General features: G+C 71.1%; 16 protein-coding genes and 1 pseudogene. 6 read left to right on the top strand and 11 right to left on the bottom strand.

The genetic code is table 11. The features are described 5' to 3' along the window. Positions 1–30: 30 nt before the first annotated feature. Positions 31–2,376, bottom strand: a complete 2,346-nt coding sequence (locus tag J3A75_RS22780) for a sensor histidine kinase (RefSeq protein WP_012320224.1) — start codon at positions 2,374–2,376, stop codon at positions 31–33. Positions 2,377–2,585: 209 nt separating this feature from the next. Between J3A75_RS22780 and J3A75_RS22775 the strand changes: the two genes are divergently transcribed. The 3 genes from J3A75_RS22775 to efeB all read left to right on the top strand — a co-directional run bounded on the left by J3A75_RS22775 (position 2,586) and on the right by efeB (position 5,221). Beyond that, positions 2,586–2,771 (top strand): hypothetical protein, encoded by a 186-nt coding sequence (locus tag J3A75_RS22775; RefSeq protein WP_012320223.1) that lies wholly within the window; start codon positions 2,586–2,588, stop codon positions 2,769–2,771. Positions 2,772–3,012: 241 nt separating this feature from the next. Then, a complete protein-coding gene (efeO, locus tag J3A75_RS22770) occupies positions 3,013–3,900 on the top strand; it encodes an iron uptake system protein EfeO (protein ID WP_024829404.1) in 888 nt (295 codons plus the stop codon). 79 nt (positions 3,901–3,979) lie between these two features. After that, positions 3,980–5,221 carry an iron uptake transporter deferrochelatase/peroxidase subunit gene (efeB, locus tag J3A75_RS22765; protein WP_012320221.1) on the top strand — a complete coding sequence of 414 codons (1,242 nt, stop codon included), beginning with the start codon at positions 3,980–3,982 and terminating at the stop codon, positions 5,219–5,221. Positions 5,222–5,529: 308 nt separating this feature from the next. Here efeB and J3A75_RS22760 read toward each other — a convergent pair whose 3' ends face one another. The 6 genes and pseudogenes from J3A75_RS22760 to J3A75_RS37280 all read right to left on the bottom strand — a co-directional run bounded on the left by J3A75_RS22760 (position 5,530) and on the right by J3A75_RS37280 (position 14,252). Beyond that, on the bottom strand, positions 5,530–6,210 hold the full coding sequence (locus J3A75_RS22760; protein WP_012320220.1) for a helix-turn-helix domain-containing protein: 681 nt from the start codon (positions 6,208–6,210) through the stop codon (positions 5,530–5,532). 72 nt (positions 6,211–6,282) lie between these two features. Further along, positions 6,283–6,690: a response regulator transcription factor gene (locus J3A75_RS22755; protein ID WP_024829406.1), complete on the bottom strand. Its 408-nt coding sequence runs from the start codon at positions 6,688–6,690 to the stop codon at positions 6,283–6,285. 191 nt (positions 6,691–6,881) lie between these two features. Further along, positions 6,882–7,499, bottom strand: a complete 618-nt coding sequence (gene fixJ / locus J3A75_RS22750) for a response regulator FixJ (RefSeq protein WP_012320218.1) — start codon at positions 7,497–7,499, stop codon at positions 6,882–6,884. After that, the gene (locus J3A75_RS22745; RefSeq protein WP_024829407.1) at positions 7,489–9,042 is read right to left on the bottom strand and encodes a PAS domain S-box protein; all 1,554 of its coding nucleotides are present in this window, start codon (positions 9,040–9,042) and stop codon (positions 7,489–7,491) included. The genes fixJ and J3A75_RS22745 overlap by 11 nt, the downstream gene beginning before the upstream one ends. A 137-nt stretch (positions 9,043–9,179) precedes the next feature. Further along, positions 9,180–10,526 (bottom strand): oxygen-independent coproporphyrinogen III oxidase, encoded by a 1,347-nt coding sequence (hemN, locus tag J3A75_RS22740; protein WP_070999911.1) that lies wholly within the window; start codon positions 10,524–10,526, stop codon positions 9,180–9,182. 388 nt (positions 10,527–10,914) lie between these two features. Beyond that, positions 10,915–14,252 (bottom strand): annotated as a pseudogene (locus J3A75_RS37280) (PAS domain S-box protein). A 287-nt stretch (positions 14,253–14,539) separates the two neighbouring features. Between J3A75_RS37280 and J3A75_RS22730 the strand changes: the two are divergent. From J3A75_RS22730 to glpT, 3 genes are all read left to right on the top strand, one after another. Beyond that, positions 14,540–15,301 carry a DeoR/GlpR family DNA-binding transcription regulator gene (locus J3A75_RS22730; RefSeq protein WP_012320213.1) on the top strand — a complete coding sequence of 254 codons (762 nt, stop codon included), beginning with the start codon at positions 14,540–14,542 and terminating at the stop codon, positions 15,299–15,301. A gap of 97 nt (positions 15,302–15,398) precedes the next feature. Continuing rightward, positions 15,399–16,901 carry a glycerol-3-phosphate dehydrogenase gene (gene glpD, locus J3A75_RS22725; protein ID WP_070999910.1) on the top strand — a complete coding sequence of 501 codons (1,503 nt, stop codon included), beginning with the start codon at positions 15,399–15,401 and terminating at the stop codon, positions 16,899–16,901. 270 nt (positions 16,902–17,171) lie between these two features. Then, positions 17,172–18,512: a glycerol-3-phosphate transporter gene (glpT, locus tag J3A75_RS22720; protein WP_012320211.1), complete on the top strand. Its 1,341-nt coding sequence runs from the start codon at positions 17,172–17,174 to the stop codon at positions 18,510–18,512. Between the two features lie 109 nt (positions 18,513–18,621). Here the strand turns inward: glpT and J3A75_RS37275 are convergent, their stop codons facing one another. The 4 genes from J3A75_RS37275 to J3A75_RS22705 form a co-directional block, all read right to left on the bottom strand. After that, entirely contained in the window at positions 18,622–18,810 is a 189-nt protein-coding gene (locus tag J3A75_RS37275) for a hypothetical protein (RefSeq protein ID WP_306419131.1), read from the bottom strand. A 101-nt stretch (positions 18,811–18,911) separates the two neighbouring features. Then, complete coding sequence (locus tag J3A75_RS37270; protein ID WP_312892750.1) at positions 18,912–19,088, bottom strand: hypothetical protein; 177 nt, start codon at positions 19,086–19,088, stop codon at positions 18,912–18,914. Between the two features lie 104 nt (positions 19,089–19,192). After that, on the bottom strand, positions 19,193–20,476 hold the full coding sequence (locus J3A75_RS22710; RefSeq protein WP_070999909.1) for a TRAP transporter large permease: 1,284 nt from the start codon (positions 20,474–20,476) through the stop codon (positions 19,193–19,195). After that, positions 20,473–21,060, bottom strand: a complete 588-nt coding sequence (locus tag J3A75_RS22705; protein ID WP_053621018.1) for a TRAP transporter small permease — start codon at positions 21,058–21,060, stop codon at positions 20,473–20,475. The genes J3A75_RS22710 and J3A75_RS22705 overlap by 4 nt, the downstream gene beginning before the upstream one ends. Between the last annotated feature and the right edge of the window lie 25 nt (positions 21,061–21,085).

The following is a 21,085-nucleotide window of genomic DNA, read 5'->3' as shown; positions in this document are numbered from 1 at the left end:
CCCCGCGCCGCGCCGGTTGCCGCGCTCCGCTCATGCCAGCCGCTCCGGAAGCCACAGCCGCAGCACCGTGCCGGCGCCCGCGCTGCTCTGCAGTTCGACCCGCCCCTGGAGGCGGTTGACCACGAGGTTGTGGACGATGTGCAGGCCGAGGCCCGTCCCGCCGCGGGCACGCGCCGTGGTGAAGAACGGGTCGAACACGCGGCCGAGGTCGGCGCCGTCGATGCCGCGCCCGTCATCGGCGATCGAGAGACCGATGCCGTCCCCGGACCGGATCCCCGTGATGGTGATGCGGCCACCCTCCCGCTCCTGAAAGCCGTGCTCGATCGCGTTCTTGACAGCGTTCGACACGACCTGCGCCAGGATGCCCGGCAGCGTGTCGACGACGAGATCGGGCGGGCATTCGACCACGAAGACGTGCCGGCCCGGTCGCGCCAGGGCGCGCAGGCTCTTCAGCAACTCGTCGATCCAGTCCGCGAGGTTCAGCGCGCGGCGGTCCTCGATGGCCTGATCGGCCGCCACCTGCTTGAAACTGTAGAGGAGGTCGGCCGCGCGCATCAGGTTGCTGGTCAGGAGCTGAGCGCCCTCCCGCATCCGCCCGGCATACTGGGTCAGCCGCGAGCGGGAGAGCTGGTTCTCGCCCACCAGCCGCTCGAACGCGGCCGAGTCGGACTGGACCTGCGTCGCCGTGGTCAGGGCGATGCCGAGCGGGGTGCTGATCTCGTGCGAGACGCCCGCCACGAGCTGGCCGAGCGACGCGAGCCGCTCCGCGCGGATCAGGTCCTCCTGGGCCTGCCGCAGAGTGGTGAGCGCGTCGTCGGCCCGCTGCGAGGCGTTGCGCCGGTCCGCCTCGCGACGGCGGATCTGCTCCAGGAACGCGTTCGTCGCCCTGGCGATGTCGCCGAGTTCGTCGCGCCGCGTGAGCAGGTGGCCGTCGCGGCCGATATCCTCTGGCGCGGGCGCGGCGGCGGCCGTGACGATGCTGTGCTGCAGGGCGTGCAGCGGCCGGGTGATCGAGCGCGCCACCGCGGCGGCGGCGCCGATCCCGAGGCACAGGGCGCCCACTGCCCCGACGACCAGGAGCTGCCGGATCACGCTGCCGAACTGGTCGGCATCGTCGATGAAGGCCCGGCTCAGGGTCTGCGCGTTGGCGCTCATCGTGGCGGCGCGGCTGTCCATGTCGGCGATGGTGTCGTTCTGCTCGCCGATCTTCTCGATCGTCGCGGCGAGCTGCGCGCGCCAGCCGTCGATCGCCTCCGCCATCTCGTCCCGGATGCTCACCGGGATGAGCAGCGTCCGGGACGTGCCCGACAGCTCCGCGCCCGCCTCCAGCACCCGCGACGCCTCCGCGGTGTCCCGGCGCGCGAGCGCCGCATCGGTCCGCCGGGCGAGGCGCAGGGCCGTGAGGGCGATGTCCTGGGCGGAGAGTTCGGCCTCGTTCGAGAGGACCGAGTGACGGATCAGGAGCGCGACCTCCTCGTACAGCCGGTTCTGGCGGGCGACGCTCACTTGGACGAGCTGGTCGCACCACTCGACCAGGACGCGGCCGGCCTGGGTGGCGCGGGTCAATTCGAAGCCCTCGGACAGGACCCGGTTGAGGTCGTCCTCGGTCCGGCTCCGGTCGCGATACGCCTTCAGGAGCTCCGTCGCCCGGTCCGCCGCCCCCGCCTCGCCGTCGACCCGCAGGACGCGGCGCAGCCGGTCGCCCACGGCGTCGAGCTGGCGCAGGTCGGCGGCGAGTTCGTCGAACTCGATCGGGAAGACCGGGCGGCCGATGCGCGCCCGGTTCAGCTCCGCGGTGCTGATCGCCTCGCGCAGCTCCCGGAGGGCGGTGACGACGCCCTGATTCCGCTCCAGCTCGGCATCCTTGACGGCCAGGACGGCGATCAACTGGGCATTGTCCTGCTGCTGGCGCCGGCGCGCGACGTCGGTCAGCGCGACCAGGGCGTCCGCCCGCCGGGCCATGTCGGCGATCGTGGCGGTCGCCGTGCGCTCGGAGAGCAGGAGCGAGCGCATCCGCGTCACCTGCGAGTTCAGATCGCCCGTGACGGTCGCCACGAGCGCGGACTGGCCGCGCGTGCGCGCGAGACCCTCGAGACGTTCGAGCTGCCCGGCCGCGGTGGCGGCCCGCTCGTCGAAGCGGCGCTCGGCCTCGTCCCGCCGCGCGGTGCCGCCGCTGACGGCGTCCGCCCGCGCCCGGTTCATCGACGTGAGCGTCTGCGCCGTCTCCGTCGCCACCACGGCGCCGGTCCGGGCGCGCTCGGCCTCGTAGAGCAGGATCCAGGCGCCCAGCGCGATGGCGGCCGCGACGAGGATCGGGATCGCGCCGACCACGAGGACGCGGCGCGCGATCCCGGACCGCCCGAACCCGCGGGTCATCGCGCCTCGCACCGTGTCCCGCGCCCCGTCACCCGTGCGGCCTCCCGATCGGTCGCCGATTCCGCGACGACACATTCCGTTATTCTGCCATCGGCGCGATGACTTCCCGAGAGCGCTGAAGCAACACGGGACGCAATATTCCCGCAGCACGGCTTCCGTAGATACCGCCTCGCACAACGGTCCTCGAAGACCGAACGAGGGGAAACACCATGCTCGACGTCATCGCCCGCCTCCTGCTCTCGGCCGGAATCATGGTCGGTACGACCTACCTGCCCGCGCTCTCGCGGGCCGTCAGCGGGCAGCCGGCCGGCACCCGGGTCGCCACCGCCCCCGCGCCTGCCTGCCCGGCGAAGCCCGCGACGGCCGGGCTCCGCGCCCTGGCCTGCCTGGGCTGACCGGCATGGAGACGCTGCCTCTGGTCCTGCTCGTGGGCGGGAATGTTCTGCTCGCCATCCTGATCCCGCTCCTCGTCTGACAGCGCCGCGATCGTGATCTGCGAGCCGCCCGGGGAGCCGGTCGATCAGCACCGGCCCCGAACCGCCGCTGCGGTCGGAAGTTGCCCGACGGTGAGGCCTCGATTAGCCGGACCCCGCGGCCGGCTCGGGCCGCGCCCCGTGTCACGATCCGCCGCCGCCCATGCCCGAGTCTCCACGCCTCGCCCGGGACCGATCCCGCACCGCGGCCCTCGCTCTGGCGATGCTGATCGGCGCCGGCGATACCCGCCCGGGCTGGTCCCTCGACCTGCCGGACGGCCCGCGGCCCGCGCGGCCGTCCCGGCCGGTGGCGCCGGAGCTGGCCGCGGCCCTCGCGGCCTACAGGACCTACGTCGTGGCCCAGGCCGACGCCTTCGTGCGCGAGACCGCGCGCTTCGTCGCGGCGATCCAGGCCGGGCAACTCGCGGAGGCGCGCCGGCTCTACGCCCCGGCGCGCGCGCCCTACGAGCGCATCGAGCCGGTGGCGGCGCTGTTTCCCGAACTGATCAAGCGGCTCGACGTGCGCAGCGACGAGTTCGAGCTGCGCGAGCGCGATCCCGCCTTCGTCGGGTTCCATCGCCTGGAGATGGTCTTGTTCACCCTGAGCACGACGGAGGGGCTCGGCGAGATCGCGGAGCGGCTCGCCGCCGAGACCGTGACCCTGCGCGACCGCATCGCGGCGCTCGCCATCCCGCCCGCCCGGGCGGTCGGGGCGGCCTCGGCCCTGATCGAGGGTATCGCCGCCACCAAGATCAGCGGCGAGGAGGAGCGCTACAGCCGCACCGACCTGTGGGACTTCCAGGCCAACATCGAGGGCTCGAAGGTCGTGTTCACGCTCCTGCGCCCGCTCCTGGCGGACCGCGACTTCGTGGCCCGGGTCGAGCGCAGCTACAAGCGGGTCGAGGACCTGCTCGCCCGCTACCGCAGCCCGGACGGCGGTTTCCAGAGCTACGACAACCTGACGGCCCGGGATCGCAACGCCCTGAAGGGTCCCATCACCCTTCTGGCTGAAGATCTGTCGACGCTGCGTGGCCGGCTCGGTCTAGATTGATATCATTGCCGAGGTGTCGTCCTGTGGCCTTTCTTATAGGCTACAGTGCGGCAGAACGACCAGATTTTGCCGAGCGACAATGCGGTTCCCTTCACCGGTCACCACCCGCCGCCGGTTCCTCGGCGGCTTCGGCGCCGCCGCGCTCCTCGGGCCCGCCCGGGCCGAGGACGCGACGCCGACCACCGCCACCGAGGGCACGCTCGTCGCCCAGCCCTTCTACGGCCCTCATCAGGCCGGGATCGTCACCCCGCAGCCGGCCGCCGCCCTCTACGTCGCCTTCGACGTGCTGGCCGAGCGGCGCGGCGAGCTGCCCCACCTGTTCCGGACGCTCACCGAGCGCCTCGCCTTCCTGACGCGGGGCGGCGCCGTGCCCGATCTCCACCTCCAACTGCCGCCGCGCGATTCCGGCATCCTCGGGCCGACGGTCCTGCCGGACAATCTCACCGCCACGGTCTCGGTCGGCGCGAGCCTGTTCGACTACCGATTCGGCCTGGCCCGCGCCCGCCCGCGCCATCTCGGACCCATGGAACGCTTCCCCAACGACGCCCTCGACCCGGCCCAGTGCCACGGCGACCTGTTGATCCAGTTCTGCTCGAACACCGCCGAGACCAACATCCACGCCCTGCGCGACGTCATCAAGGCGACGCCCGGCCTCCTCACGCCGCGCTGGAAGATCGAGGGTTTCCTGCCGCCCCACGTGGTGAAGACCATGGGGGCCGACACCGTGCGGAACATGCTCGGCTTCAAGGACGGCACCGCCAACCTCGACGTGCGGGATCCCCGGCTGATGGACCGCTACGTCTGGGTCGGGGCGGGACAGGACGAGCCGGCCTGGACGGCGGGCGGAAGCTACCAGGTGGTGCGGATCATCCGCACCCTCGTCGAGCGCTGGGACCGCACGCCGCTCGGCGAGCAGGAGGCCATCATCGGCCGGCACAAGGGCAGCGGCGCGCCGCTCAGGCAGGGACACGAGCGCGAGGTTCCCGACTACGCCGCCGACCCGGACGGCGAGGCCATCTCGCTCGCCGCCCACATCCGTCTGGCCAATCCGCGCCTGCCGGGCACCGAGGGCAGCCTGATCCTGCGCCGCAGCTACAACTATTCCCGCGGGCTGACCGCCGCCGGCCAGCTCGACATGGGCCTGCTGTTCGTCTGCTACCAAGCTGATCTCTCGGCCGGCTTCATCACGGTGCAGAACCGTCTGTCCGGCGAGGGCCTCGAAGAGTACATCCGCCCGACCGGCGGCGGCTACTTCTTCGCTCTTCCCGGCGTTCCGGGGCCCGAAGCCTTTCTCGGGGAAGGCCTGCTGGCCGCGGTCTAGACATCGCCGTACCAGGTACCGGTTTCCGGATGCGACGGAGCGGCCGCCGGATGTCGGGTCCGATCCGTTGCGTCGAATCATTGCGCGACGGCCGGCTCCATCCATCCTGACCGGACGGACGGGACGGCGGGACGAGCCGGGCGATGCGCCCCGCCGTCGCGGGGAGCCGACATGCTGGTCGATACCGGGGCGTGCGAGGGGATCGCGCACCTCTGCCGCGACGGGCGCGCGGTCCCGTGAGGGCCTGTGGCATCGACCGGGATGGCCTGCCTCCCGAACCGTCCCAATCCGATCGGACCGCGCGCCCGTCAGTCGGCGAGGTGCCGCAGGGCGGCGGCGTTGCGCAGGATGACGGTCCGGCGGTTCGGAGGCAGCTCGATCAGCCCCGCCCGCTCGAGCTGGGTGACGGCGCGGGAGACGCTCTCGATCGTCAGGCCCAGATGGTCGGCCATGTCGTTGCGCGACATGGGCAGGCAGACCGCCCCGCCAGCGTCCGCCGTCCGCTCCGAAAGGGCGAGCAGGAAGCTCGCGATCCGTTCCCGAGCGGATTGGCGGCCGAGCAGCATCATGTGCTCCTGCGCCCGCTCCAGGTCGCGCATCATCGCGGCCACGACCTCGCGGGCGAGGTTGCCGTCGTCGCCCGTCAACGCCCGCGGCTCGCGGCGATGGACGACGAGCCGCGTCTCGGTGACGGCGTCGGCGCCGAACCGGTGTTCCTCACCGCATTCCAGACCGAAGATGTCGCCCGGCAGGTAGAAGGCGCCGATCTGCCGCCGACCGTCCGACAGCAGCTTGTAGGTGCGCACCACCCCGACGACGATCTTGTAGAAGGACATCGCCCGGTCGCCCTCGGCGTAGATCTCCTCGTTGGCCGCGAGGGTCCTGCGCGTCACGGTCCGCGCGTCGGACGCGAGCGACGCGGGGAGGGCTGCCGGCGCGCCGCGTCCGAAGACGGGGGCGAGGCCGGCGGCGGCGAGGGCGGTCTGCATGGGAGCCTCCGGGAGCGGAACGTGGCTCTTGGCTACGCCCTTCCCCGGCGCGGCGACATTCGGGGGCTTCTCTTAAGGGGTTTTACGGAGGCCGATCCGGTCGTCGGGGTGGAGGGCCAGGGCCTCGTGGATCCCCTCCAGGAGCGAGCCGTCCTCGAAAGGCTTCTCGACCACGCGTCTGAAGCCGGCATCCGCCGCGAGGCGGCCCAGGTCGCCCGACAGGCGGCCGGTGATCAGGATCGCCGGCAGAGCGACGTTGCGCGCGCGCAGCCGGGCCACGAGTTCGAGCCCGTCCATGTCGGGCATCCGGTAATCGACCAGGAGACAACCGTCCGTCGGCAAGGCGACGTCGCGCAGAAGCTGCGCGGCGCCCGCGTACAGGCGGACCTGCAATCCTTCGAGCTCCAGGACGAATTTCAGGGAGTCGCGGACGGCCTCGTCGTCGTCGACGACGAGGACCGGCCCCGTGAGCTTCGGCATTGCGGTGCCCGATCCTTCGTTGGGCCGGCGTAGGCCCGCCTCGGGCCGGGCGCCTTGATCTGCCTCAAGCAGGTCCCCCGCGTGTCGCGTGGCCCGCGAACGCGGTTCCCGCTTCGCGCCCGACGCCGCCCCGACACGGTGCCCCGGAGGTCCGGAAGACCGGCCGGACGCATGCCGGGTCGCCGCCGCGCTCAGTCGCCGTCCGCCTGTCCCGCGATCAGAGCCATGCGGACGAGCTCGGAGAGGCTGCCCGCCTGAAGTTTGGACATGACGTTCGCGCGGTAGATCTCCACTGTCCGCGGGCTGATGCCGAGGTCGAGGCCGATGACCTTGTTAGCCTTGCCGGCGACCAAGCCTTCCAGCACCTGCCGCTCGCGCTCGGTCAGCTCGGCCAGGCGCGCCCGCACCGCGTCGCGCTCGGACGCGCGCTTGCTGGTCCGGTCCGCCCTCGCCAGGGCCGAGCGGATGCTGGCGAGGAGCACCTCGTCGTCGAACGGCTTCTCGATGAAGTCGACCGCGCCGGCCTTCATGGCCTCGACCGCGAGGGCGACGTCCGCGTGGCCCGTCATGACGATGACCGGCGGCAGGCCGCCCCGTTGGCGCAGACGGTGCAGGAGCTCGACGCCGTCGATGCCGGGCATCCGCACGTCGGTGACGACGCACCCGACGCGCTCGGTCTCCGCGGCCAGGAAGGCGGTCGCGGAGTCGTGGACGCGGACGGCGAGCCCGTCGGTCGCCAGCAGGAAGGCCAGCGCCTGGCGCACCGCGAGATCGTCGTCCACGATGTGCACGGGCGCGTCACTCGACATGAGCCATCTCCTCGCGGTCGAGGGTGCGCAGGGTGAAGCGGAAGGTGGTCCCGCCGTCCGGGCCGGGGCCGGCCTGGATCTTGCCGCCGTGGGCCTCGACGATGGTCCGGCAGATGGACAGGCCGACGCCCATGCCGTTCGCCTTCGTGGTCACGAAGGGCTGGAAGAGCTGCTCGGCGATCTCTGGGGCGATGCCGGGTCCGGTATCCGACACGCGCACCTCGACCAGGCCCTCGGCGGGGAGCGCCCGCGTGGCGACGGTCAGGTCGCGCCGAGCGACATCCTGCATGGCCTCGATCGCGTTGCGGATCAGGTTGAGCAGGACCTGCTGCACCTGGATCCGGACCGCCATCACGAGGGGCGCGTCCGGGTCGAGGTCGAAGCGGACGCGCACGCCCTTCTCCTTGGCGCCGACGAGGGCGAGGGCGCTCGCTTCCTCGATCAGCTTGGGCAAGCCCTCGATGTGCCGCTCGCTCTCGCCGCGCGACACGAAATCCCGCAGGTGCCGGATCACCTGCCCGGCTCGCAGGGCCTGATCGGCAGCCTGGTTCACCGCGTCGGCGAGCAGGGGCACCTCGGGACCTTCCATGCGCCCGAGGAGGCGGCGGCAGCCTTTCAGGTAGCTCGCGATCGCCGTCAGCGGCTGGTTGATCTCGTGGGCCAGGGTCGATGCCATCTCGCCGAGGGCGGTGAAGCGCGACATGTGCACCAGCTCGGACTGCAGCTCCTGCAGGCGGGTCTCGGTCTGGTTCCGCTCGGTGAGGTCGCGGATGAAGCCGGTGAAGTAGCGCTCGCCGCCCGAGCGCATCTCGCCGACCGACAATTCCATCGGGAAGGTCGAGCCGTCCTTGCGCTGCCCGACCACGACTCGGCCGATGCCGATGATCCGGCGCTCACCCGTCACGAGGTAGCGGGACATGTAGGCGTCGTGCTGGCTGCGGTACGGTTCCGGCATCAGCAGGCTGACGTTCCGGCCGACCACCTCGTCCGAGCCGTAGCCGAACTGGCGCACGGCGGCCGCGCTGAACGATTTGATCTGCGCCTGCTCGTCGATGACGATCATCGCATCGGGCACCGTGTCGAGGATCGAGCGCAGGTGGGCCTCGCGCGCCCGCAACTCCTCGTCGGCCTGCTTCTGCTCGTGGATGCTGAAGACCACGCCGCGGTGCCGGCACGGCCGACCGTCGGCACCGACCTGCACGCGCCCGCGCGAGCGCAGCCAGTGAACGCGTCCGTCGGGATGCACGGTGCGGAAGTCGATCTCGTAGCTCCCGCCGTCCGTCAGCGCCCGCCCGATCGCCGCCGCCCTGGCGGCGCGATCGTCCGGATGCACGAAGGCCTGCGTCTCGGCAAAGGTGGTGAGACGCTCCGGCGGCACGCCGAACAGGCGGATGCAGGACGGGAGGATCGTGACGCGCCCGGTCGGGATGTCGAGGGCCCAGCCGCAGATGCCGGCTTCGTCGAGCGTCAGCCGCAGGCCGTCCGCGTCGAACGGGTCGCCGTTGCCCGCGGCGGGCACGTATGGGGGTTCAGGCGTCGTCATGTCGGCCGCGCAGGGGGACGGCACCGTCATCCGTCCAGGTCGTCGGCGCCCGTCTTACACCGCCGGTTGCATCGGAAAACAGCCGGCGCGCGGGGATGTCCGCGGTCCGGCGTCATCACCGCGCGCGGCGCTGCCGGCTAGGCCGCGCGGCTGTGCATCGCGGCAGAGGTGCCGAGATGCGCGTCGAAGGCGGCGGCGACGCTTCTCACGAAGGCCCTCGCGTCGTCGGGGACGTGGAGGGTGGCGCCTTCCCGGCGGACCAGCCCGTCGGCCAGGAGCCGCGGCAGGCGAGGCAGCGCGGCGAGGAGCGCGTCCGGATCGCGCCGATGCGCGCGGCACACGGCACCGACGTCGACTCGGAACTCGCACATGACCCGCTCGATCAGGTCGGCCCGGAGACGGTCGTCCGGCGTGAGGGCGTAGCCCTTCAGCGTCGCGAGCGCCCCCCGGGCGACCCGGTCCGCGTAGCCGCGCAGGGCCGGGTCGTTCTGGGCGTAGCCCTGCGGCAGCCGCCCGATCGCCGATGCCCCGAAGCCGATCAGCAGGTCGCTCGGATCCGTCGTGTAGCCCTGGAAATTCCGGCGGACCGCACGTCCCGCCCGCGCCAGCGCATCCCCCGGCAGCGCGAAGTGGTCGAGCCCGATCCGCGCGTAGCCGGCCTCACCGAGCAGGGCGGCGATGGCCTCGGCTTGGGCCTGCCGGACGCGGCCATCCGGCAACGTCGCGTCCTCGATATGGCGCTGATGCTTCTTGAACGTCGGGACGTGGGCGTAGCCGAACACGGCCAGGCGATCGGGCCGCAACCGCAGGGATTGCCGGACCGTCTCGACGCAGGACGCCACCGACTGATGCGGGAGGCCGTAGATCAGATCGAGATTGATCCCGTCGACGCCAGCGGCCCGGAGACCCGCGACGGCCGCCGCGGTCTCCGCGAAGCTCTGGCGGCGCCGGATCGCGTCCTGGACCACCGGGTCGAAGCTCTGGACACCGAGGCTGGCCCGCGAGACGCCCGCGGCGCCGAGCGCCCGCGTCATCGCGGGGGTCAGGGTGCGCGGATCGATCTCGACGGCGATCTCGGCGTCCGGGTCGACGGGGAAATGGTCGCGGAGGAGCGCGACGAGCTCGCGGAAGCCGTCCGGCGTCACGATGGTGGGCGTACCGCCCCCGAAATGCACGTGGCGGACGCGCGGAGCCCGGTCGAGGTGGCGCGCGACGAGCACCGTCTCGGCCCGCAGGGTGGCGAGGTAGGCGGCGATGGGCGCGTCGTGCTGGGTGATGGTCGTGTGGCACCCGCAGTACCAGCACATCGACCGGCAGAAGGGGACGTGCAGGTAGAGCGACGCGGTCGCGTCCGCGGGTATCCCGCGCAGCCAGTCCCCGTAAGTTCCGGCATCGACCGCGTCGGTGAAATGGGGACTCGCCGGGTAGCTCGTGTAGCGAGGCAACCGCTCCGCGCCGTAGTGCGTCCGCAAGACCTCGCGCATGCGCGTTTCCTCATCGTCCGCGCCGGGACCCGCACGGGCCCGCGCTGTCGAAGCAGCCGTATCGTCTGGCTGCCTGCGCGACCTTGATCTGACGCAATCGCCCTGACGGCAGGACGTGCGGTGGCGCGCGCCTCCGGGTTGGCAGACTGAACCGCTCCGGATGCCGCGGCCGCGTGACGTCGGCCGTCGTGCAGGACGCGGGACTCCGCGCCTCGGCGATTTTCGCCAGCGCGGTCGCCATCGGGCGCCGGCCGGAGAGGGCGATCCGGTGAGGGCCTCTGGCTGTCCGCTTCAGCGGAGTCCTACCGAGGGACCACGGTTGCGCATCTGATTAGGGACATCAGGCCGAGGGTCTGAAATTCTCCTGTCCTGTGCCGAACAAGGCCCGTCATCGCGTCGACAGGGCGTCCCGCTTCGGCGCGGTGACCTGCCGGAGCAGGCGTCCGAGCTGCTCGGCCGAGTACGGCTTGTGCAGGACGGAGAACCCGTGCGTGCCGTCCTGTGCGAGGACGTGGCTGTAGCCCGAGGCCAGGAGCACCGGCAGTCGCGGCATCCGGCGCCTGAGCTCCTGCGCGAGGGCCAACCCGCCCATCCCCGGCATGACCACGTCCGAGAACACGACGTCGAAATCCGCCCCCTCGGATCCGAGCCGGTCCAGAGCCTCCTCGGCATTCGCCGCCCAGCTGGTCTCGTAACCGAGATCCTCCAGGATCTGGGTGGCGAAGGTGCCGACCTCGACATTGTCCTCGACCACGAGAACGCGCTGTCCGGAACCGATGGGAGAGGCCGGCTCCGCGGCGGCGACGGCCACGTGCGGCAGGGTCTCGGCCGCGACTTCGGGCAGGTAGAGCGTGAAGGTCGTCCCCGCGCCGAGCACGCTCTCGACCGCGACATCGCCGCCCGATTGCTTCGCGAAGCCGAACACCTGGCTCAGGCCCAGGCCCGTCCCCTTGCCGACCTCCTTGGTGGTGAAGAAGGGCTCGAAGATCCGGTCCAGCACCTCCGGGGCGATGCCGGAGCCGGTATCGGTCAGCGCGATCGCGGCGAAGGGCTGGGCGCTGGCCGCGTGGCCCCGGATCGCCGGCAGCGGGCAGGTGCAGGTCAACCGCAATGTGAGGGTGCCTTCGCCGTCCATCGCGTCGCGCGCGTTGACGGCGATGTTCACCAGCGCCGTCTCGAACTGGCTCAGGTCGGCGCGCACGGCGCAGGAGATTTCTGGGACCTCGGTGACGACGCGGATCCGCGCACCGGTCACCGTGTCGAGCAGCTCGGCCACGGCCCGCAACCGGTCACCGAGGTCGAAGACCTGCGGGGCCAGGGTCTGGCGGCGGGCGAAGGCGAGAAGCTGGCCGGTCAGCTTGGCGGCGCGATCGACCGTGTCGGACACCGCGTCGAGGTAGCGGGCCTTGCGCGCCTCGGGCAGTTCGGGCCGGCGCAGGAAGTCGACGGACGAGCGGATGATGGTGAGCAGGTTGTTGAAGTCGTGCGCGACGCCGCCCGTGAGCTGACCCACCGCCTCCATCTTCTGCGACTGGCGCAGCGCTTCCTCGGTCTTGAGCAGCTCCCCGGTGCGTTCCGCGACACGGCTCTCGAGCGTCTCGTTCAGCTCGCGCAGACCGTCTTCGGCGAGCTTGCGGTCGTGGATGTCGGTCGACGTCCCGAACCAGGCGGTGATGGTCCCGCCGGGATCGCGCAGCGGCTCGGCCCGGGCCATGTACCAGCGATACGCCCCGTCGTGCCGGCGGTAGCGGACCTCGATCTCGTAGGTGACGCCGCGCTCGCGCGCGTCCGACCAGACCGCCGCCGTCCGCGCGCGGTCGTCCGGAGAACCGCCTCGATCCAGCCATCGGGCAGCGACGCCCGCGTGTCGAGGCCGGTATACGCGCACCAGCGGTCGTTCAGGAAATGCAGCTGGCCGTCCGGCGAGGCGAACCAGACGAAGGCTGGCACGACGTCGGTCAGCGTACGCAGCCGTGCCTCGGCCTCGCGGCGCTCGTCGATGTCGATCACCGACCCGAAGTAGCCGAGAAACGCGCCGTCGGCGTCGAATCGCGGCGAGGCGGCGTCGAGCGCCCAGCGGTAACGTCCGTCCCTGTTCCGGAGGCGGTATTCGAGGCGGAACGACGTCCGGTCCGCGTTCGCCGCCAGGAACGCCTGTTCGGACCGGATGCGGTCGTCGGGATGGATCGCGTCGAGCCAACCGAGCCCGAGTGCCTCGGCCTCGGCCTGCCCCGTGAACTCGTACCAGCGGCGGTTCAGGTAGATGCACGCGCCGCTCTCGTCGGTGATCCAGGTCATCACCGGGGCGTCGTCCGCCATGGCGCGGAACCGCGCCTCGCTCTCCCTGAGCCGCGCGTCGGCCTCGTGCCGGAACGTGACGTCGCTCGCCATCCCGAACCACTCGGTCACGGTCCCGTGCCGATCGATCACCGGCACCGCGCGCGACAGCGTCCAGCCGACGCGGCCGTCGGCGCGCCGGACCCGGTGCTCGAGCTCGAACAGGCCCTTGCGGCGGACCGCGTCGTTGACCGCAGCCTTGACCGCCGGCCTGTCGGCCGGATCGACGTAGTGATCGAGCCAGCGCACGCTCGGCTCCGCCAGGTCGGACAGGAAGCCGCGGCCGTCGAGCTGGCGCATCTCCTGCCAGTCCGAACTCATGTGGTAGACCACGTCGGAGGTGGCGTGGACCAGGGCCCGGAGCCGCGCCTCGCTGACCCGCAGGCTCGCCTCGACCCCGACACGCTCGATATGCGCCCAGCAGCGCTCGGTGACTTCGCGGATGAGCGCGAGCTCGGCGTGCGACCAGCGGTGGGGGTGCGCGTGGTGGATGGCCATCAGGGCCGCGAGCCGGCCGTCCTTCACCAGCGGCATGCAGATGGTGGCCGCGATCCCGATCGCCCGGAAGGTCTCGGCCTCGTGCGGGGCGAGCTCGGCGACGTTGTCGTTGACGATGAGGGGCCGACCGGCATTCAGCTCCCGGACGGCCAGCGCGCCGAAATCGGCGAGGCTGTAATGCCCCAGGATCGAGGGCGATGTCGGGGCGTGCCAGTTGCCGCGGATGGTGAAGCCGTCGCCGTCCGGATCCATGTCGGCGTAGGCGCAGTTCGACAGGTTCAGGTGCGCGCCCACGCAACGCGTGGTGATCTCCAGGATCGCGCCGGCGTCGCGAGCATTCGCGGTTGCCTGACCCAGCTGGTCGAGGAAGCGGAAGCGGCTCTCGTTCTCGGCGATCCGGCGCGCGCTGAGGACGCGTTCGGTGATGTCGAGCGCCGTGGCGAGCGTGCCGATCGGCGTGCCCCGATCGTCCAGGACAGGGGTGTATTCCAGGTCCATCCAGGCCGTCTCGGCGCGCCCGTGCCGCCAGAGCTCGAGTTCGTGGGCGCGGAAGCTGAGCGGGCGACCGGACAGGCCGCTCGCGATCACGTGCGCGTTGAAGGCGCGGGCTTCCGGCCAGAGCTCCAGGAGGCGCCCGCCGAGGGCCTCCGGATGATGGGGGCCGCAGATCTCCGCGTAGCCCTGATTGTAGACCAGGATGCCGTCCCGGCCCCAGATCGCCACAGTCGGGACCGGCGAGAGCAGCAGGGTCTGGACGATGGTGCGGACGGGCGCGGGCCAGGTGCCGATGGCTCCGAGCGGTGTCGCCGCCCAGTCGTGGCTGCGGATCAGGTCGCCGAGCGCCCCGCCTCCGACCGGAGACCAGTTCTGCGGGACGGCCGCGCCCGTCATCGATGTGAATACGGAAACCAATGCATCGCGGTGCTTGTCGACGCGCGGGCGCGCGTCGTCAACGGGGCGGGCGCCTCGGGGCAGGCGGCGCCCTGATGGCGCGCCGCGCGAGTCCCGCCTTCGCACCCAGCGGGGCGACCGGTCGGCCTCGGGCGTCCCGACGTTCCCTCCCGGGGGCGAATCCGCTAGGCGTGGTCGCCGGTCCAGAACGCGCTTTCGCTTTCCCACGACGCTGGCGCGCTCGCACCGAAAAGGGTTTCGTTTTCGTCGCGCGGAGGTCTGCCGGTATGCTCTCGGAGCGTCAGAACGCGATCATGGACATCGCGCGGACCGAAGGGCGCGTCTCGGTCGACGCCCTGTCCGGTCGGTTCGCGGTCAGCGTGCAGACCATTCGGAAGGATCTCAACGACCTGTGCGACGCGCGTCTGCTTTCGCGCATCCACGGCGGGGCTGTGCTCGGCGCGGGGGCCGAGAACCTCGACTACGAGGCCCGCAACGCGCTGGCGGCGCCCGAGAAGGCGGCGATCGCGCGCGCGGCCGCCGACCTGATCCCGGACCGCTCCTCGCTGTTCATCAATATCGGTACCACCACCGAGGCCGTCGCCCGGGCGCTCCTCGGCCATTCCGGGCTCATGGTGATCACCAACAACCTCAACGTCGCGCTCGCCCTGCGGCCGAGCCCCGAGATCGAGTGCATCGTGGCGGGCGGCCTGATCCGTCGCTCGGACGGCGGGATCGTCGGGGAGGCGGCGGTGGACTTCATCCGCCAGTTCAAGGTCGATTTCGCGGTGATCGGAGCCTCGGCGATCGACGAGGACGGGGCGCTCCTCGATTTCGATTATCGCGAGGTCCGGGTCGCCCAGGCGATCATCGCCAACGCCCGCCACGTCGTGCTGGTCGCGGATTCCACCAAGTTCGAGCGGAGCGCCCCGGTCCGGCTCGCCCAGCTCGGCCAGATCGGAACCTTCGTCACCGATCGCTGCCCCAGCGAGACGCTGCGCGACCTCTGTCGCGCGTCCGGCGTCCGCCTCGTCGAAACCGGTCGTTGAGCGTATCGCTTTCGATTGACTTTCCTTTGGTTTCGTATTCAATTCCTCTGCTTTCGCAGTCGCGCGCCGGACGCCGCGACACGAAAGGGGGAGGATCATGCGCACGTTCGACGTTGCCGTCATCGGCGGGGGGATCAACGGCTGCGGGATCGCGCGGGACGCGGCCGGCCGCGGATACTCGGTCTCGCTGACCGAGCAGAACGACCTCGGCAGCGGCACCTCGTCATGGTCGACCAAACTGATCCACGGCGGCCTGCGCTACCTGGAGCACTACGAGTTTCGCCTCGTGCGCGAGGCGCTGGCCGAGCGCGAGGTGCTCTGGGGCATCGCGCCCCACATCGTGCGCCCGCTGCGCTTCGTCCTGCCGCTGCATACCGGCCTGCGTCCGGCCTGGCTGCTGCGGATCGGGCTGTTCCTCTACGACCATCTCGGCGGCCGCAAGCGCCTGCCCGGCACGCGCCCCGTGGACCTCTCCGGCCCGATCGGCGCCCCGCTCAAATCCGAGTTCCGGCGCGGCTTCGAGTATTCGGACGCGCGCGTCGACGACACGCGGCTCGTGGTGCTCAACGCGCGCGATGCCGAGGCGCGGGGCGCCGAGATCGCGGTGGGAACCCGCGTCGTCTCGGTCCGCCGCGAGGGCGATCTGTGGCGCATCGTCCGGCGCGAGCTGCAGACCGGCCGCGAGGACGAGATCGCCGCGCGCTTCCTCGTGAACGCGGCCGGACCCTGGGTCGACCGGGTGATCCAGGGGCCGCTCGGCCGGAGCGAGGCGAAGCACGTGCGCCTCGTGCAGGGCTCGCACATCGTGACGCGCAAGCTCTACGACCACGACCGGGCCTTCATCTTCCAGAACGCGGACGGGCGCATCATCTTCGCGATCCCCTACGCGAACGACACGACCCTGGTCGGCACGACGGACCGTGATTTCTCCGGCGATCCCGCCGACGCGGCGATCACCGAGGAGGAGACCGCGTATCTGCTGAGCGCCGCCAGCGAATACTTCGCGACGCCGCTGCGCCGCGACGACATCGTCTGGTCCTTCTCGGGCGTGCGCCCCCTCTACGACGATCACGCCTCCGCGGCGCAGGAGGCGACGCGCGACTACGTGCTGAAGACGGACGGCGCGGCCGGCGAGGCGGCGGTGCTCAACATCTTCGGCGGAAAGATCACGACCTACCGCAAGCTGGCCGAGGATGCCCTGAAGGAGATCGGTCAGCGCCTCGGCGCGCGCGGCCGCTCTTGGACCGGAAGCGCCGCGCTGCCGGGCGGCGATTTCCCGGTGGACGGGGTGGCCGAGCTCGAGGCGCGCCTCGCCCGCGCCGCGCCCCAGCTCGCGGCCGCCACGGTCCAGCGCCTGGTGGCCGCCTACGGGACGGACGCGCTGCGCATCGCCGCGAATCTCGGGCCCGACCTCGGGCACGGCCTCCACGAAGGCGAGCTGCGCTGGATGATGGACCGGGAATGGGCCCGCACCGCCGAGGACGTGCTCTGGCGTCGGTCCAAGCTCGGCCTCGCCTTCTCGGCCGACGAGGTCGCGGCGCTGCGGGCGCGGATCGCGACCATGACCGGCCGGCACGCCGGCGCGATGGCCGCCGGCTGAGCCGGCCGCCCCGCGCGGGCGGCAGGGGAACCGCACGACGGCGACCCGGCCGAGCCGGAGATGCGCCGCACCACAAGGAGGAAACGATGCCGCGACCGGACAACGCCGTCCACCATCGCCAAAGGTCGAGACCGGACGCGCGGATCGCGCGTCGGCACGCCGCGGGATCCGCTTCGGCGCGACGCTGAGCGCGGCACGTCACCACCCCGTCCAATCCGAGATGCGCCCGGGATGAGCCCGGGCCCGTCCGCGATCTCACGAAGGCGCGCCATGATCGGCTTCCTCGCTCCCGCGGCCCATCGGCCACCCATTCAGACGGATCGCGTCGATCCGACCTACCGCAAGCTGCGTTGGCAGATCTTCGCGGGAATCTTCCTGGGCTACGCGGGCTATTACCTGCTGCGCAAGAACTTCTCGCTGGCCATGCCCTACTTGGTCGAGCAGGGCTACAGCCGCGGTGAGCTCGGCACCGCGCTCTCCGCGGTGGCGATCGCGTACGGCCTGTCCAAGTTCCTGATGGGCATGGTCTCGGACCGCTCCAACCCGCGCTACTTCCTGCCGATCGGCCTCGTGCTCTCGGCGCTGGTGATGTTCCTGTTCGGCTTCGTGCCCTGGGCGACGTCCAGCGTCGGCATCATGTTCGTGCTGCTCTTCCTCAACGGCTGGTTCCAGGGCATGGGCTGGCCGCCGAGCGGTCGCACGATGGTGCACTGGTGGTCGCAGAAGGAGCGCGGCGGCGTCGTCTCGGTCTGGAACGTGGCGCACAACGTCGGCGGTGGCCTGATCGGGCCGCTCTTCCTGCTCGGCCTGGCCTGGTTCAACGACTGGCACGCGGCCTTCTACGTGCCCGCCGCCGTGGCGCTCGGCGTCGCGGTCTTCGCCTTCCTGACCATGCGGGACACGCCGCAATCCTGCGGGCTGCCGTCCGTGGAGACCTGGAAGAACGATTATCCGGAGGGCTACGACGCCAACCACGAGCGCGAGTTCTCCACGCGCGAGATCTTCGTCGAGCACGTGCTGAAGAACCGGATGCTCTGGTACATCGCCTTCGCCAACGTGTTCGTCTACCTGCTCCGCTACGGTGTGCTGGACTGGGCGCCGACCTACCTGAAGGAGGCCAAGCACTTCTCGGTGGACAAGACCTCCTGGGCCTACTTCCTCTACGAGTGGGCCGGCATCCCCGGCACCCTGCTCTGCGGCTGGCTGTCCGACAAACTGTTCCGCGGCAATCGCGGCGCGACGGGCGTGGTGTTCATGTTCGGCGTCATGGCGGCGACGCTGGTCTACTGGCTCAACCCCGAGGGCAACCCGGGCGTCGATCTCGCGGCCCTGATCTGCATCGGCTTCCTGATCTACGGGCCGGTGATGCTGATCGGTCTCCAGGCCCTCGAGCTCGTGCCCAAGAAGGCGGCCGGGACGGCGGCGGGCTTCACGGGCCTGTTCGGGTATCTGGGGGGCTCCGTCGCGGCGAGCGCGCTGGTCGGCTACACGACCGACCATTACGGCTGGAACGGCTGCTTCATCCTCCTGCTGGCGGCCTGCGTGCTCGCGATCGTCTGCCTGGCCCTGACCCTGCGGCACACCGGCACGGCGGCCCCGCAATTCGCCTGACCGCCGGTCCTGTCGGCGCGGCAGGGAGGCTGAAGCCCCCCTGCCGATCCCGTGCCGGCGGATCAGGCCGGAGCGCCCAGAGCGGCCGACTGGCCCGCGCGGCGGTCGATCAGGCGCGTGGTGACGGGGCCGCAGGTGCCCCTGATCGCCGTCCACAGGCCGCGCGGTTGCCGTCGGCTTCGGTGAGCCACGTCGTGACCGGGGGCGTGAAGCCGCCGGGCAGGGCGGTCGCCAGCGGGTCGGCGAGGACGAAGCCGGCCGTGCGCACCCTCGCCGGGACCACCTCGGTCGGCGCCACCACCATCGCGCCGTTGCCGCTGCCGTACAGGAAGGACAGCCGAGGAGCGCGATCAGCACGTTGCCGACGCTCGCGTTGGCCGCGGGCCAGCCCAGCACCGGTTAGGCGGTGCGCAGGGTGGGCGCCGAGATGACGAGCAGGATCGGCTTGCGCCCGATCCGGCCGGACAGCGCCCCCATGACCGGCAGCCAGAACAGGTTCGACAGGGCGGTGCAGAACGGCAGCAGCAGGCTGTCGGTCTCGGACAGCTCGGATCGGCGGAGCGGTCGCGCTCGCATCTGCTGCCGAGCGGGCGGGGCCGGTGGCGCGCGTCGATCTGCGCGTGCCCCGGGCGCCGCAACGCCGGCCGAGCCCGGGGCTGCACCCGCGCGGCGCGCGCCCGTCACATCGCCCCGAGCGCCCGGGGAAGCCACAGGGACAGGGCGGGCCAGTAGGTCACCAGGACCAGAAAGGCCAGCATCGTCAGGAGCCAGGGCAGCACCGCGACCGTCAGCTCGGAGATGCCCATATGGGCGATGCCGCTGGCGACGTAGAGGTTGAGCCCGACCGGCGGATGGCACAGGCCGACCTCCATGTTGACCGCCATGATGATCCCGAAATGGATCGGGTCGATCCCGAGCTTGACGGCGATCGGGAACAGGATCGGCGCCATGATCAGCAGGATCGAGGACGGCTCCATCACGTTGCCGGCGATCAGCAGGATGATGTTGACCACGAGCAGGAAGATCAGCGGGCTGAAATTCATGGCGATCAGCCACGCCGCCATCGCCTGCGGGATGTTCTCCGAGGTCATCAGGAACGAGAACAGCACCGCGTTGGTGATGATGTAGAGCAGCATCGCGCTCATGTTGGCGGAGGCGAGGAGCACGCGCGGCACGTCCGACAGCTTCAGGTCGCGGTAGACGAACACCGCGATGACGAAGGCGTAGACGGCGGCGGTCGCGGCCGCCTCGGTCGGCGTGAAGATGCCCGCGTAGATGCCGCCGATCACCATCACCACGAGGAACAGGCCCCACGCGCTCTCGCGGAAGGCGCGCAGGCGCTCGGCCCAGGAGGCCTTCGGCATGCGCGGATAGCCGCGGCGCTTGGCGATGACGAAGGTGACGGTCGCCAGCATCGCCGACAGGACGATGCCGGGCATCACCCCGGCGAGGAACAGGTTGCCGATCGAGGAATTCGTCGACACGCCGTAGAGCACGAGGATGATCGAGGGCGGCACGAGGATCCCGAGCGCCCCCGACGTGGTGATCACCCCGGCGCCGAAGCGCTTTGGGTAGCCCTCGGCCACCATGGCCGGCAGGATGATGGAGCCGATCGCCACGACCGTCGCCACGCTCGATCCCGACACGGCGGCGAACAGCGCGCAGGCGACCACGCCGGCGAGGCCGAGGCCGCCCGGCCAGTGCCCGACGAGCGAGGTCGTGAAGGCGATCATCCGCCGTGCCACGCCGCCATGGGCCAGGAAGTTGCCGGCGAGGATGAAGAACGGGATCGCCATGATCGAGAAGTTCTCGATCCCGGTGAACAGCTTGAGCGCGACGCTCTCGATCGGCACCTGCGTCAGGGTGAACAGGAAGGTCAGCACCGTCAGGCCGAGCGCGATCGAGATCGGCATGCCGGTGAGCATCAGGGCGATGAGCAGCCCGAAGATGATCAGGCCGCTCATGCGGGGCCTCCCTCGCGGCCGAGCTGGACCGGGTCGACGCCCTCGACGGTCGGGACGCCGTCGACATGGGCGTGGTCGCGGGCGGGCAGGTGCCCGGTCGTCCAGTAGCCCCACGCGACCTGCAGGAAGCGGAAGCACATCAGGTAGGAGCCGAGCGGGATCGCGAGGTAGACGATCCAGACCGGGATCTCCATGTCGGGCGTCGTCTGGTCGGTGTGACCGATGCGCCAGACGAAATTAGCGCCGAGCGTGCCGACGATCCCGGTGAACAGCGCGCCCGCCGCGAGGCTGACCAGGACCATGATCCGACGCGCGCCCGGCGGCAGCCGGTTGACCAGCACGTCGACGCCGACATGGATGCCGGTGCGCACGCCGTAGGCCGCGCCGAACTTCGCGACCCAGATGAACATGTAGATGCACAGTTCCTGCGACCAGCCGAAGTCGATCCGGTCGGTGTAGTCCTGGAGCGCGGGGATGCCGGAGAGGAACCGGTGCACCACCGTGGCGAAGGTGATGACGGTCGCGGCCGCCATCAGCGTTCCGATCAGCACCTCTTCGAGCCGATCGAGAAGTTTCAGCAACATGGTCGGTCCGGGCGGCGCGGCGGCA

This window comes from Methylobacterium sp. PvP105 (genome assembly GCF_017876975.1).
In the GTDB taxonomy this organism is placed as follows: Bacteria; Pseudomonadota; Alphaproteobacteria; order Rhizobiales; family Beijerinckiaceae; genus Methylobacterium; species Methylobacterium radiotolerans.
Note: the sequence above shows the minus strand (reverse complement) of the source record. Positions and strands in the feature narration are given on the sequence as shown.

What these genes read in the sequence shown, in the direction of transcription:
- J3A75_RS37270 (WP_312892750.1), bottom strand. Translation starts at nt 19,088, where the DNA reads ATGCGAGCGCGACCGCTCCGCCGATCCGAGCTGTCCGAGACCGACAGC.
- efeO (WP_024829404.1), top strand. Translation starts at nt 3,013, where the DNA reads ATGCCCGAGTCTCCACGCCTCGCCCGGGACCGATCCCGCACCGCGGCC.
- efeB (WP_012320221.1), top strand. Translation starts at nt 3,980, where the DNA reads ATGCGGTTCCCTTCACCGGTCACCACCCGCCGCCGGTTCCTCGGCGGC.
- glpD (WP_070999910.1), top strand. Translation starts at nt 15,399, where the DNA reads ATGCGCACGTTCGACGTTGCCGTCATCGGCGGGGGGATCAACGGCTGC.
- J3A75_RS22775 (WP_012320223.1), top strand. Translation starts at nt 2,586, where the DNA reads ATGCTCGACGTCATCGCCCGCCTCCTGCTCTCGGCCGGAATCATGGTC.
- J3A75_RS22760 (WP_012320220.1), bottom strand. Translation starts at nt 6,210, where the DNA reads ATGCAGACCGCCCTCGCCGCCGCCGGCCTCGCCCCCGTCTTCGGACGC.
- hemN (WP_070999911.1), bottom strand. Translation starts at nt 10,526, where the DNA reads ATGCGCGAGGTCTTGCGGACGCACTACGGCGCGGAGCGGTTGCCTCGC.
- J3A75_RS22710 (WP_070999909.1), bottom strand. Translation starts at nt 20,476, where the DNA reads ATGAGCGGCCTGATCATCTTCGGGCTGCTCATCGCCCTGATGCTCACC.
- fixJ (WP_012320218.1), bottom strand. Translation starts at nt 7,499, where the DNA reads ATGTCGAGTGACGCGCCCGTGCACATCGTGGACGACGATCTCGCGGTG.
- J3A75_RS22755 (WP_024829406.1), bottom strand. Translation starts at nt 6,690, where the DNA reads ATGCCGAAGCTCACGGGGCCGGTCCTCGTCGTCGACGACGACGAGGCC.
- J3A75_RS22745 (WP_024829407.1), bottom strand. Translation starts at nt 9,042, where the DNA reads ATGACGACGCCTGAACCCCCATACGTGCCCGCCGCGGGCAACGGCGAC.
- J3A75_RS22730 (WP_012320213.1), top strand. Translation starts at nt 14,540, where the DNA reads ATGCTCTCGGAGCGTCAGAACGCGATCATGGACATCGCGCGGACCGAA.
- J3A75_RS22705 (WP_053621018.1), bottom strand. Translation starts at nt 21,060, where the DNA reads ATGTTGCTGAAACTTCTCGATCGGCTCGAAGAGGTGCTGATCGGAACG.
- J3A75_RS22780 (WP_012320224.1), bottom strand. Translation starts at nt 2,376, where the DNA reads ATGACCCGCGGGTTCGGGCGGTCCGGGATCGCGCGCCGCGTCCTCGTG.
- glpT (WP_012320211.1), top strand. Translation starts at nt 17,172, where the DNA reads ATGATCGGCTTCCTCGCTCCCGCGGCCCATCGGCCACCCATTCAGACG.